Source organism: Rhizobium sp. GN54 (assembly GCF_021026345.1).
GTDB lineage: Bacteria > Pseudomonadota > Alphaproteobacteria > Rhizobiales > Rhizobiaceae > Mycoplana.
On sequence record NZ_JAJNCZ010000001.1, the window covers coordinates 386,362 to 398,355 of the forward strand.

Below are 11,994 nucleotides of genomic sequence, written 5' to 3' on the forward strand. Positions count from 1 at the left end.
GCAGCACGAGGCGGACTGCGAGGGGCAGGGCGTGAGCGCGCTCAGGCGCGCTTCATCAGGGGAAATCGTTCCTTCAAAAGCCGCAGCACCGAATCGTAGTTGATCGGCGGGCCGAACAGGTAGCTCTGGCCGTATTCGCAGCCCATCCGCCCGAGTTCGATCGCGTCCTCCTCGGTCTCGATGCCTTCGGCGACGACCTGCATCTCCATCTCCCGCGCCATCGAGATCACCGAGCGCAGCAGGACGGTCCGCTTGTCGGAACTGTCGCGCACCAGCGCCTTGTCGATCTTGATCGTATCGAAGGGGAAGCGGGTGAGATAGGCGAGCGAGGAATAGCCGGTGCCGAAGTCGTCGAGCGCCAGCCCGAGCCCGGCCTCGCGCAGCTTGTTGAGCACGAGCCGCGCCTGCTCGGCGTTTTCCATGACGACCGATTCCGTCAGCTCGAACTTCAGCTTGTGCGGCTCGCAGCGCGTCTTGGACAGCACGGCGCGGACGTCGTTGTAGAGCTCGTTGTTCAGGAGCTGCGCGCTCGAAAGATTGACTGAGACGAAGATCGGCAGGTCGCCGGTCTGCAACTGCCAGTCCATAAGGTCGCTTGCCGCCTTGTCGAAGGCGAATGCGCCGAGCTGGCTGATCAGGTCGGACTGCTCGGCGACGGGGATGAATTCCTCCGGCGAGATGCTGCCGCGCTTGGGATGCTCCCAGCGCATCAGCGCCTCGAAACCAGCGACCTCCGCATCCGACAGCCGCACGATCGGCTGGTAGACGAGGGAAAGCTCCTTGCGCTCGATCGCGCGGCGCAGGTCCGTCTCCATCTGCAGCCGGTCCGTGCCCATGGTGCGGAAGGCCGGGCGGAACGGCTCGACGCGGTTGCCGCCGGCCTTCTTCGCCCGGTACATGGCAAGCTCGGCGTCGTTGAGCAGGCTTGCCGCGTCCTGTTGCTGATCGAGCCAGGAGACGAGGCCGATCGAGGCGGTCAGGATGATCTCGCGGTTGGCGAAGTTGATCGGCACGGTGATCGCCTTGGAGACCGCATCGGCGAAATCGGCGACCTTGGCCGGATCGCGCTCCGAAAGCAGGATCAGGCCGAACTGGTCGCCGGAAAGCCGCGATAGCGTGTCCTGCGGCTTCAGGAGCCGGCGCAGGCGCCGCGACAGCGCTACCAGGATGTTGTCGCCGGCGGCGATCCCGAGCGCGTCGTTCACCTGCTTGTAGCGGTCGATGTCGATCGCCAGCACCGTCGGGCGTACCGCCTCGCCGGAACCCGCGATCGACAGAACCGATTGCAGCCGGTCGAGGAACACCTGGCGGTTGGGCAGGCCGGTCAGGTTGTCGTGCAGCGCGTCCTGCAGCAACCGGTCGACGGAATTGCGCTGCTCGGTGATGTCGACGATCGTGCCGACGCAGCGGATGATCTCGCCATTGGCGCCCAGCACCGGCCGGGCGCGGATCGCCAGCCAGTGGTAGTGGCCGTCCTCGGCGCGGACTCGGAACTGGTGGTTCAGCCGGCCGCGGCGGTGCTCCAGGAGCACGTCGAGCGTGGCGCGGAAACGGTCGCGGTCGTCGGGGTGCAGCCGCGGCAGCCAGTTGCGGGCGGCCCCGTGCATGACGCCGGGCGAAAGGCCGAGCTGGGCGGAAATGTCGGGAATGGTGACGACGCGGTCGCGCGCCACGTCCCAGTCCCACACCGTGTCGCCCGAACCGGTCAGCGCCAGCGACTGGCGCTCGAGGTCGGAGAACAGGCCCTGCTGGTAGGCGCCGCCGGCAAAGGCGTGCTGCATCACCGTGAACCCCATCAGGAGCACGATCAGCACCAGGCCGCCGCCGAGTGCGGGCTGGATGATGTCGTTGTCGAGCCGCCCGGTCACCGTCATCCACGCGCCGAACAGCCAGACGAGGATCAGCGCCCAGGCAGGCACGAGCAGGATCGCCCGGTCGTAGCGGTTGAAGCCGAGATAGGCGATCAGGATGATGCCGGCGGAAGCCGTCAGCGCGAACGAAAGACGCGCGATGCCGGCGGCGATCGGCGGGTCGTACACAGCCACCCCAAACAGCAGCCCGAGGCCGAGGATCCAGGCGAGCGTGGCGTAGGAGAGGTGGGCGTGCCAGCGGTTCAGGTTCAGGTAGGTGAACAGGAACACGACGAGGCCGACGGCGAGCGAAACCTCCGTCCCCGCCCGCCATATCCGCTCGTCGCCGGCGGTGATGCTGATGAGCTTCGACAGGAAGCCGAAATCGACGCAGATATAGCCGAGCACCGCCCAGGCGAGGGCGGCCGTCGCCGGCAGCATCGAGGTGCCCTTGACGACGAACAGGATGGTGAGAAACACCGCGAGCAGGCCGGCGATCCCGAGCACGATGCCGCGATAGAGCGTGAAGGCGTTGACCGTGTCCTTGTAGGCGTCCGGTTCCCACAGGTAGATCTGCGGAAGGTCCGGCGTCGCCAGTTCCGCCACGAAGGTGACGACCGTGCCCGGGTTCAGCGTGATGCGGAACACGTCCGCCTCCTCGCTCTGCTGGCGGTCGAGGGCGAAGCCTTCGCTGGGCGTAATGGAGAGAATGCGCTGCGAGCCGAGGTCGGGCCAGAACAGCTTGGAGCGCACCAGCCGGAAATGCGGCGCGACGATCACGCGGTCGATCTGCTCCTCGGAGATGTTGGCGAGCGCGAACACCGCCCAGTCGCCCTCGTGCGAGGGGTTGCTCGCCCGCACCTCGATGCGGCGCACGATGCCGTCTGTGCCCGGCGCCGTGGAGACCTGGAAGGCGTCGCCGCGCCCGGTATAGATCTCCGTCGTCGCCGTCAGGTCGAGTGCCGTGTCGTCGCGGGAGATCTGCACCGGCTCGACCGCCTGCGCGGTCGACACGAGCGGGCCGACCAGCGAGAGCGCCGCCAGAAGGGTAAGGGCGAGCACCCGGCTGACGAACAGCAGTGTCGGCACGAAACGGATTGTCATTGGAACGCTAATTTCCTGTCGTCTGCGGGTCCAGCAGCCCTCTCTCCGGCGCGGCCAGAATTCGCGGCTGGGCCCTGTCCCCTGCCAGCAGCGAATACATCACGTGGTCGCGCCACTCCCCGTTTATCTTCAAATATTCCCTCAGGTAGCCTTCGCGCTGAAAGCCGGCCTTTTCAAGGAGGCGGATGCTCCGCTCGTTGTCAGGAATACAGGCTGCCTCGATACGGTGCAACTGAAGCTCCCCAAAGATATAGGGGATGGCCAGTTTCAGGGCGGAAAGCATGTGGCCGCAGCCGGCATGGCGCTCGCCCATCCAGTAGCCCACCATGCAGCATTGCGAGGCGCCGCGGCGGATGTAGCCGATCGTCAGGCCGCCCAGAAGCAGTTGCTGCTCTTCGGCCTTGAGGAAGAGAAACAGCGGCAGCGCCTGGCCGCTGGCGAATTCCTGCTCGTTGCGCACGACGCGGGCACGGAAGGAACTCTCGGAAAGCTCGTCGTTGCGCCAGGTCGGCTCCCAGGGCTCGAGAAAACGCCTGCTTTCGGAGCGAAGCGGATACCACTGGCGATAATCGGCAAATCGCGGAAGGCGCAGGAAATGCGTTTCGCTTTCGAGCGTCACGGTGTCGGACTGCCGCGACAGGAACCGAAAGACCGATCGTGCCATGCATTCTCTCCGTTGCGCCGACCGCGCCGCCTTGTGTCCAACACTAGGACAATGCCGGCGATCCCGTCAAACCGGATGTTGCCCTGCGCCCTCGCCGTCGTTCGTTTGGGCACGGCCTCCCGTAGGCGGTCGCCGGCGCATGACGTCAAAGGACCGTCGCGGGGTGATCCGCGACGGTCCTCTCAGGTCCTGTCGTGACGACTGCCGGCCCGGAGGCGGCGCCTCAGCCTGCGGCGCGCTGCGGCAGGGCGCTGCGGGTCAGCGAGCCGATGATGTCGCTGGCGGAAGCGAGCTGCTCCAGCGGGCCGATGGCCGAAAGGGTGGGGTGGGTGTCGAAGAACAGCCGGCCGGCGAGGTCGGTCAGCCGATCGACGGTGATGCCTTCGAGGCGCTCCATCAGTTCGTCGTTCGGGATCGGCCGGCCGTAGAGCATCATCTGCCGCGCGATCTGGCCGGCGCGGGCCGCCGGGCTTTCCTGGCCCATCAAAAGCTGCGCGCGGATCTGGGCGCGGGCCCGGTCGATCTCCTGCTGGTCGATCCGGTCGGCCGACTTGCGCAGTTCCTCGACGATCACCGGCACCAGTTCCGGCAGGTTCTCGCCGCCGGTCGCCGCATGGATGCCGAAGATGCCGGTGTCGGAAAAGCCCCAGTGGAAGGCATAGACGGAATAGCAAAGCCCGCGATGCTCGCGCACCTCCTGGAACAGCCGCGAGGACATGCCGCCGCCGAGGATGTTGGCCAGGATCTGCGAACAGTAGAAGTCGCGCGCATGATAGGCCTTGCCCTCGAAACCGAGCAGCACCTGCGCGTCCATCAGGTCGCGCGTCTCGCGCACGTCGCCACCGGTATAGTGGGCTTCCTCGAGCACCGGCGGCGCGGATGGGGTCTGCGGCAGCGCCGCGAAGCGTTTCTCGACGTCCTTGACGAAGCTGTCGTGCTCGACCGCGCCGGCGGCGACCACGAACATGCGGTCGGTCGTGTAGTTGCGGCCGAGATAGTTGCGGATCTGCGCCGGCTGAAAGGAGAGCACCGTCTCCGGCGTGCCGAGGATCGCCCGGCCGATCGTCTGGTCGCGATAGGCGACCTCGGAGAACTTGTCAAAGATCACGTCATCAGGCGTGTCGTTGGCCGCCCCGATCTCCTGCAGGATGACGTGCTTTTCCCGCGACAGTTCCTCCTCGTCGAATTCCGATTCCGTCAGGATGTCGGCGAGGATGTCGGTGGCGAGCGGCACGTGGTCCTTGAGCACGCGGGCGTAGTAGGAGGTGGTCTCGGTGGAGGTGGCGGCATTGACCTCGCCGCCGACGTTCTCGATCTCCTCGGCGATCTCGCGGGCAGTGCGGCGCGCCGTGCCCTTGAAGGCCATGTGCTCGAGCAGGTGGGCGATGCCGTGCTCGTCGGTGGTCTCGTTTCGGGAGCCGGACTTGATCCACACGCCGAGGGCGACGCTCTCCAGATGCGGCATGGTCTCGGTGACGACCGTCAGACCTGACGGCAGCCTGGTGCACTCAACTTTCATGTTCCGACTTTCCGCGATCGCTAAGCCCGAATTCGGGAGTGTCTGCCGATGAAGGCTTCAACGGTATCCAGTTCCGGATCCAGGATTTCGAACCGCTCCTCCCTTTGCATCATGCCAGCAAGCCACGACGGAAGCGCCGGGTCAATACCGCTGGCCGATTTTACCGCGGCGGGGAATTTGGCCGGATGGGCGGTCGAAAGCGTGACCATCGGGCTCGCCGCGCGGGCGTTCTTCGCCGCCACGAAGACGCCGGTCGCCGTGTGCGGATCGAGCAGGTAGCCGGTCTTTTCAAGCGTTTCGGCGATCGTCGCGGCGACCTGCTTCTGCGTCGCGCGGCCGGCGCGGAATTCCTTGCGGATCGTCTTCAGCGCCTTCTCGCCGATCTCGAAGGCGCCCGATTGCTTGAGCCTGTCCATCGCGGAGCGGACCGCCTGCGGATCGCGGCCATGGGCCTCGAACAAAAGCCGCTCGAAGTTCGACGAGATCTGGATGTCCATCGACGGCGAGGTGGTGGCGATGACGCCGCGCATCTCGTAGCGCCCGGTCTTGAGCGTGCGCGCCAGGATGTCGTTGTCGTTGGTGGCGATCACCAGCCGGTCGACGGGAAGGCCCATGCGCTTGGCGACGAAGCCGGCGAAGATGTCGCCGAAATTGCCCGTGGGAACTGTGAAGGAGATCTTCCGGTCCGGTGCGCCGAGTGCGACGGCACTCGTGAAATAGTAGACGATCTGGGCCATGATGCGCGCCCAGTTGATCGAGTTGACGCCGGAAAGCTGCATCTTCTCGCGGAACGCCCGGTCGTTGAACATCGCCTTGACGAGGTTCTGGCAGTCGTCGAAGTTGCCGTTGACCGCGATCGCATGCACGTTGCCGGCACTCGACGTGGTCATCTGCCGCTGCTGCACCGGCGAGACCTTTCCGTGCGGGAAGAGAATGAAGATGTCGGTGCGCTCGCGTCCCGCAAAGGCGTCGATGGCGGCCCCGCCGGTATCGCCCGAGGTGGCGCCGACGATCGTGGCGCGCTCGCCGCGCTCGGCCAGCACATGGTCCATAAGCCGTGCCAGCAACTGCATCGCCACGTCCTTGAAGGCGAGCGTGGTGCCGTGGAAGAGTTCGAGGATGAAGTCGTTCGACCCGGTCTGCACCAGCGGCGCCACGGCCGGATGGCGGAAGGTGGCATAGGCCTCGGCGATCATCGCCTTGAGCGTCTCGTCTTCGATCTCGCCGCCGACGAAGGGCGAAAGCACGGCGAAGGCGACCTCCTGGTAGCTCATGCCGCGCATCGCCCTGATCTCCTTCTTCGAGAACGAGGGCCATTCCTTCGGCACGTAGAGCCCGCCGTCGCTGGCAAGTCCCGCCAGCAGCGCATCGCAGAAGCCGAGGGTAGGGGCCTCGCCCCGCGTCGAAATGTACTTCACGTGATCATCCCTGAAAGTGAGCGACAGGCCTGCGATGGGCAGGCTTCTGGAGGGCGGGCATGGCGGGCGGCGGAGCCGGTCTGTGCAGGACGGTGGTCACGAAACATCCTTCTGTTCGGTCGCGGTCCCTGCCGCGCCCTCTGGACATATCCGAACCGGGCGGCATGCGCGGTTCCCGTTGCGGCGGACGATGGCAAAGCCGCTCGCCCGAAGCCTTCTCCGTCGCATGTTTCTCCAAGGGGAATCCTGCCATGCGGACCGATGCAGCAAAAAGTGGAAGGCCGGTTTTGGACAATCGATTTTTTGCCGCACCGCTGCTATAGAGCATCCGCGAGGGTCGAGAAAGGCCCGTTTTTTATAAGTTGTAGCGGGCGCCAGAAGTCCGAATGCAGGGGTGAGACACACGTGATTGGTAAGACACGCCGCCTTCTCGGCATCTCTCTACTCGCCATCGCCGCAGGGTGCAGCCAGACCGACAAGCCGGGCGAAATGGGCGTCGCCGGCGGCATCGGACAGCAGGCCTCGCAGCCGTCGGTCATCCAGGGTGCCTGCCCGCAGGTCTACCTGCGCGAAGGCACCGCCGTGCACCGGGCCTATGCCCGCGGCGCGAAGGACGATCCGCAAAAGCTGCTCTACCAGGCGACGCTGTCCGCCACCACGCGCCAGTGCGTGCAGAACGAGAGCAACCTGACGGTCACCGTCATGGCGCAGGGCCGCGTCGTTTCCGGTCCCGCAGGCGCCTCCGGCGCCGTCACGCTGCCCATCCGCGTCGCCGCCACCGACGGCAGCAAGACGCTCTATTCCAACCTCAGCAAGTTCAGCGTGACGATCCCGCCGGAAGGCACGGCGCAATACGTCTTCACCGACGCACAGGTCGTCCTCCCCGGCGGCGCCGGCAGCTTCTCCAAGATCTACGTCGGCTTCGACGAGGGGCCGTACAATACGCAGTGAAGAGAGGCAGTAGCCAATAGCCAATAGCCAATAGCCAATAGCTGGGGCGCCTTCCGGCGCTTGCCGGGCGAGGCTGCTGCAGATTGTCCGCAAGACGCGTTTCGACTAGAGTTGATGATGGCTTGGGCACTTGGCGCCGGGCGGAAGAATTTCCAAGCTCCCGGTGCAGGATTGCTCGGGCCCAGCACGACCGCGGCCTTCTTTTCGGCGTCCATGCAACGCGGGAAGGAGTGTTCGCTTGCCGATGCAGAACTCGTGAGCGAGGTGCAGAGGTGGAACAGAACTCACAGATCGGTCCAGCCGTACCTGACGACTTCCCTGCCATTCGAGCCTTGTGCAACGGCTTCCTCGACTGGTGCCGGTCACGCTATGGCGAGAACGCCTGGTTCGTCGACCGCTACTACACGCCGGAACAATGGGCCGCGCTTCTGGACAGCCTGCCGAGGATTCATGCGGCTCCGGATGGAGATATCCTTGTTGCCCGCCTGAACGGAAAGGTGGTCGGCTGCGTGATGATGCAGCGGATCGATGACCGCACCTGCGAGATGAAGCGCATGTTCATCAGCCCGGAGGGGCGGGGCTTGGGGCTCGGCCGTCGCCTCGCCGAAAGCATCGTGCGCGTCGCTGCCGAGCGGGGCTACGCCATCATGCGGCTGGATACCGGGCGCAACCACGATGAGGCGCTTGGCCTCTACCGCTCTCTCGGTTTCGAAGAGATCGCGCCCTACTACGATGCGCCTCCCGAACTGCACAACCATCTCATTTTCATGGAAGCCCCTCTTGCGGCGGGGTAGTTCCGTCGCCCCGAGGGATACATGCCTACTGCCTCACCCTCACATCGCCTCCTGCCACTCCGCCAGTGCCGCGATCACGCCCGGCAGGTCGCTCATGCGCGAGATCACCGTCTCGGCGCCGGCGTCTGTCAGCCGGTCGGCATGCGAGGGGTAGGTGTGCGAGGCGCCGGTGAAGCCGACGACGCGCATGCCGGCGGCCCGCGCCCCGTGGATGCCGTGCACGGAATCCTCGACCACCAGCGTGCGGGCCGGATCGGCGCCGAACTGGGCCGCACCGTGCAGGAAGATGTCCGGCTTCGGCTTGACCCGGTCGGGGCCGAGGTCCTTGGCCGAATAGATGTGCGGCGCGAAGATCTCCTTCAGCCCGACCCGCGTCAGCATCAGGTCCAGCCGGTGCGATGCCGAGTTGGAGCAGATGCAATAGGGACGGCGCAGCCGCGACAGGGCGAACTTGACGCCGTCGATCACCTTGACCTCGTTGGCCAGCCGCGCGTCGAGCAGCTTCTCCGACTTGTCGAGCAGCGTTGCCGAAAGCGGGATGGAGGCCTCGCGCTCGATGGTGAGCAGGATGTTGTGCCAGGTCATGCCGGCGAAGCGTTCGCCCATTTCCTCGACGCCGATCGGATAGCCGGCTTCGGTCAGGAGGCGGGATTCGACCTCCGCCGCGATGATTTCGGAATCGACGAGAACGCCGTCGCAATCGAAAATGATGAGGTCGAAACCTTCCATGGAAACTGTCCTATCGGGAGGGGCGTGACGCCGGCGCGACCGCGGTGCGGCGCAAGATGGATATGCGGAGGCATGTATACGATGCGGCCGCAAAGCTCAACATCGGCTGCCGGCCTCGGACATGCATCGGCGCGCTCGACAGGCCCGGCCGGGCCTTCTATCAGTAGCGCATGACGAACAGCCAAGACGATACGATCGCAAGCCGCATCAGCCGCGTTCTCGCCGAACGGATCATCTCCGGCGCGCTGCCGCCCGGCGCGCGGTTGCGGCAGGACCATCTGGCCGAGGAATTCGGCGCCAGCCATGTTCCGGTCCGCGAGGCGTTCCGGCGGCTGGAGGCGCAGGGGCTGGCCGTCAGCGAGCCGCGCCGCGGCGTGCGCGTTGCAGCCTTCGATCTGGCCGAGGTGCGCGAGGTGGCCGAGATGCGCGCGGCGCTCGAGGTGCTGGCCTTGCGCCACGCCATTGCCAACCTGACGCCTGCCATCCTCGATCGGGCGGCCGAGGCGACCGCGGCGGCCGATGCCGCGCGCGACGTGCGCGCCTGGGAGGCGGCCAACCGCGCCTTCCACCGCCTGATCCTGGAGCCCTGCGCCATGCCGCGCCTCATGGCCTCGATCGACGACCTGCATGCCGCCAGCGCCCGCTTCCTCTTTTCCGCCTGGCAGTCGAGCTGGCAGCCGCGCACCGACCACGATCATCGCGCCATCCTCGCAGCACTCGGGAACGGCAACGGCGAGGAGGCCGTCTCGATCCTCGGCCGCCACGTGCAGTGGATCGGCCGCACGCCCGTGCGCAACGCCACCGGCGAGACCCGCGAGATCTTCTCGATCGTCGGCTGACGGGCGGTTGTCCGGGTCGTCGGACGCGCAATCTGTGAGTTATCTATAATTCTTTTCTCGCGCCGAAAGTCCGAATTTCCGGGGCATTTGCGCGCGTTTTGCCTGCCGGCGCCGCGCCCGTGCCGCCGTTCTCCTGCTTGACGGCTCGGCGATTTTCGGCCTAGCTTCAAAATTATAGATAATTATTCCGGTTATCTATAAGTCTCGTCAGGAGGATATTGATGTTCCAACTCGCTGCCGCCGGCCCGTCCGGTTTCGATCCCTTGCGCCTCAATGCGCGCTCGGTGCCGATGCGCATCGCCTTCGTGCTGGCCGGCACGCTGGCGCTGGCGCTCGCCTCGCGCATCAGCGTGCCGATGGTGCCGGTGCCGATCACGATGCAGACCTTCGCCGTCACCATGATCGGCGCGCTCTACGGCTGGCGGCTCGGCACGCTGACCGTGCTGGCCTGGCTCGGCGAGGGCATGGCCGGCCTGCCGGTGCTTGCCGGCGGGGCAGGCGGCATCGCCCATTTCGCCGGGCCGACCGCGGGCTACCTCGTCTCCTTCCCGCTGATGGCGGCCATGGTCGGCTGGCTGGCCGAACGCGGCTGGACCGGAAGCCGGATCGTTGCGAGCTTCGCGGCGCATTTTGCCGCCAACATCTTCTGCCTGGCGCTCGGCGGCGCGTGGCTGGCGACGCTGATCGGCTTGGAGAAGGCGCTGATGCTGGGCGTCGTCCCCTTCGTGCTCGGCGCGCTGCTGAAGTCCGCGCTCGCCGCCGCCGTGCTCAAGGCCGTCGCACCCCGGCCTGTGCACGACCTGTCCTGACCGGCAGCACGCACCGTGACCGTCCGGCTCCGCGCCCATCACCTGCTCTGCATGTTGACCTTCGTCGGCAAGGGCTACAGCCCCGCCTTCGTCGACAACTACAGGGCGATCGCCCGCCGGCTTTCGGCGGGCGAGACCATCCTCGTCGTCGAGGGGCCGGACGACATCTGCGCACCGCTCATGGACGGCGACACCCACTGCCGCGACGAAAGCGTTGCCGGGCGCGACCGGCAGGCAGCGGAGGCCGTATCCGTCCTCACCGGGACGGCCGCGGCCGCAGGCACGACCATCGTGCTGGACGAGGCGCTGCTGGAGCGCCTGCGCTCCGCCTTCGCCGGCGGTGATCTGCGCACCGCCTGCAGCGGCTGCGAGTGGGGCGATCTCTGTTCGCGCGTCTCAGCCCACGGCTTTCCCGGCGTCCTCGTGGGCAGGTCGCCGGCCACCGGCGAAGGCTGTTGAAGTGTCGCCGCAGCCGCTTCACGCGCTGCCGCAACGGAGCGAATCGAACTGTGAAGGTCGCCCGCCAAGCCCCGAATTCGATTCGGTTTTCGGAAATGCCGCCTTGCTCAGCGGCGCTCCGGCTGCGGGAACAGGTCGAGGAATTGCCGCTCGCCTTTCGGCGTGAAGCGGATCGCGCGGCTATCCTCGCTGCGCCTCGCCCAGCCCATCTCGATGAAGCGCGAAAGCAAGGCCTCGCCGAGCGAGCCGGCAAGATGCGAGCGCCGCTCGCTCCAGTCGAGGCAGGTGCGGCAGACCGGCCGCCGCTGGCTCCTGAGCCCGGTGACGTCGATGCCGATCCCGGCCATCTTCGCTTCGCCCTCGGCAGTCAGCGCCGCATCGTCGCCGTCGATTGCGACATGCCCGTCGGCGACCAGCCGGTCGAGCATGCGCACGCCGAAGTCGCCGGCAAGGTGGTTGTAGCAGACGCGCGCCTTGCGCAGCGCCGGATCCTTCGGGCCGGGCCGGGCGCGCAGGAAACCGCGATGGGCGGCAAAGCCCATCAGCCCCTCCAGCATCAGCCCCACCTCGTCGTCGGCGAGCGCGAAATAGCGATGCCGTCCCTGCTTGCGCTGGCTGACGAGGCCGCCCGCTTCCAGCTTCGCTAGATGCGAGCTCGCCGTCGAAAGGGTGATGCCGGCTGCGCCTGCAAGCTCCGTCGCCGTCAGCGCCCGGCCGCCCATCAGCACGGTCAGCATGTTGGCGCGGGCGGGATCGCCGATCAGCGCGCCGATCTGGGCAATGTCCGGTCCTTCTTTCATACTTCGATCGTAACCGAAGCATTGCAGCTGCGCAACATGCCATCCTGCAGTCATCGAA

Annotated in this window: 11 protein-coding genes; 5 read left to right on the forward strand and 6 right to left on the reverse strand. The window is 66.4% G+C overall.

All coding sequences use genetic code 11. The annotated features are described in order from the left end of the window. Positions 1-41 precede the first annotated feature (41 nt). The 4 genes from LQK81_RS01840 to thrC form a co-directional block, all read right to left on the reverse strand. Positions 42-2,954 (reverse strand): EAL domain-containing protein, encoded by a 2,913-nt coding sequence (locus tag LQK81_RS01840; RefSeq protein ID WP_442967048.1) that lies wholly within the window; start codon positions 2,952-2,954, stop codon positions 42-44. Between the two features lie 7 nt (positions 2,955-2,961). Beyond that, positions 2,962-3,618, reverse strand: a complete 657-nt coding sequence (locus LQK81_RS01845; RefSeq protein ID WP_230802968.1) for a GNAT family N-acetyltransferase — start codon at positions 3,616-3,618, stop codon at positions 2,962-2,964. Positions 3,619-3,841: 223 nt separating this feature from the next. After that, positions 3,842-5,137: a M16 family metallopeptidase gene (locus tag LQK81_RS01850; protein ID WP_230802969.1), complete on the reverse strand. Its 1,296-nt coding sequence runs from the start codon at positions 5,135-5,137 to the stop codon at positions 3,842-3,844. 20 nt (positions 5,138-5,157) lie between these two features. Next, on the reverse strand, positions 5,158-6,555 hold the full coding sequence (gene thrC / locus LQK81_RS01855) for a threonine synthase (RefSeq protein ID WP_230802970.1): 1,398 nt from the start codon (positions 6,553-6,555) through the stop codon (positions 5,158-5,160). Between the two features lie 405 nt (positions 6,556-6,960). On the opposite strand from thrC, the gene LQK81_RS01860 reads away from it, so the two are divergent. Beyond that, positions 6,961-7,506, forward strand: a complete 546-nt coding sequence (locus tag LQK81_RS01860; protein WP_230802971.1) for a hypothetical protein — start codon at positions 6,961-6,963, stop codon at positions 7,504-7,506. A 272-nt stretch (positions 7,507-7,778) separates the two neighbouring features. Then, on the forward strand, positions 7,779-8,300 hold the full coding sequence (locus tag LQK81_RS01865) for a GNAT family N-acetyltransferase (RefSeq protein WP_230802972.1): 522 nt from the start codon (positions 7,779-7,781) through the stop codon (positions 8,298-8,300). Between the two features lie 39 nt (positions 8,301-8,339). Here LQK81_RS01865 and LQK81_RS01870 read toward each other — a convergent pair whose 3' ends face one another. Then, positions 8,340-9,029, reverse strand: coding sequence for an HAD family hydrolase (locus tag LQK81_RS01870; RefSeq protein ID WP_230802973.1), 690 nt, complete (start codon positions 9,027-9,029; stop codon positions 8,340-8,342). Between the two features lie 170 nt (positions 9,030-9,199). Between LQK81_RS01870 and LQK81_RS01875 the strand changes: the two genes are divergently transcribed. From LQK81_RS01875 to LQK81_RS01885, 3 genes are all read left to right on the forward strand, one after another. After that, entirely contained in the window at positions 9,200-9,868 is a 669-nt protein-coding gene (locus LQK81_RS01875; protein ID WP_230802974.1) for a GntR family transcriptional regulator, read from the forward strand. 221 nt (positions 9,869-10,089) lie between these two features. Then, entirely contained in the window at positions 10,090-10,677 is a 588-nt protein-coding gene (locus LQK81_RS01880; protein ID WP_230802975.1) for a biotin transporter BioY, read from the forward strand. A 15-nt stretch (positions 10,678-10,692) separates the two neighbouring features. Beyond that, positions 10,693-11,136, forward strand: coding sequence for a DUF1284 domain-containing protein (locus tag LQK81_RS01885; protein WP_230802976.1), 444 nt, complete (start codon positions 10,693-10,695; stop codon positions 11,134-11,136). A 107-nt stretch (positions 11,137-11,243) separates the two neighbouring features. Here LQK81_RS01885 and LQK81_RS01890 read toward each other — a convergent pair whose 3' ends face one another. After that, entirely contained in the window at positions 11,244-11,936 is a 693-nt protein-coding gene (locus LQK81_RS01890) for an ArsR/SmtB family transcription factor (RefSeq protein ID WP_230802977.1), read from the reverse strand. Between the last annotated feature and the right edge of the window lie 58 nt (positions 11,937-11,994).